The sequence below is a fragment of the Bacillus haikouensis genome (assembly GCF_013179555.1).
Classification (GTDB): domain Bacteria; phylum Bacillota; class Bacilli; order Bacillales; family Bacillaceae_B; genus Rossellomorea; species Rossellomorea haikouensis_A.
On sequence record NZ_JABMCR010000600.1, the window covers coordinates 1 to 740 of the forward strand.

Sequence of the window (740 nt, forward strand, 5' to 3'; positions counted from 1 at the left end):
CCTGAGATCCGCTCGACTTGCATGTATTAGGCACGCCGCCAGCGTTCGTCCTGAGCCAGGATCAAACTCTCCGATAAAAGTTTGAATAGCTCTTGTTTGCAACGATTCAATCGTTGCGGTAAATCTAAAATTTAACGTTGACGTATTGTCTTGTTTTGTTCAGTTTTCAAGGTTCAATTTGTTGAAACGCTCCGTTTGAAGCGACTTTATTAATATAACATGCATCACTACTTCGCGTCAACATCTTTTTAAATTTCTTTTTTGGAAATCTTGTTTGCTGTATCAGCGACGTTTATTAATATATCACGCTCTTAATGTTATTGCAATATATTTTTTACAAAAAAATTAATGCGTGTCCATTTTTTTCTGGTCTTACTTTGGGACACACTTCATATATTTGTAATAGACTTTCCCTGAAAGGAGTTCTATGTAAATGACGCTAACATTTGCAGCTCAACACCTATCTTACTTCATGGCTATTTATCTTTTCGCATACTCATATGTCTTAGGACTTAAAATTAGTGATAGTTCTAAACCTGTCAGAGGATTTACATTTATTCTTTCAGTTGTAATGGGATTTGTTTTTTCAGGTTTTACATATGTTTTCATTTAGCCCTTGCACGATAAATGAAATAATTGAAAGACGCAGGGAACATTGACCTGCGTCTTTTACATGAGGATTTACAGATAGAATAACAATCCATCTTCCTTATAGTCTTCTCCGCCAATCGATATATTCT

Annotated in this window: 1 rRNA gene; it reads right to left on the bottom strand. The window is 35.1% G+C overall.

The annotated features are described in order from the left end of the window. A 16S ribosomal RNA gene (locus tag HP456_RS24590) occupies positions 1 to 77 on the bottom strand; the annotation flags it as partial. Between the last annotated feature and the right edge of the window lie 663 nt (positions 78 to 740).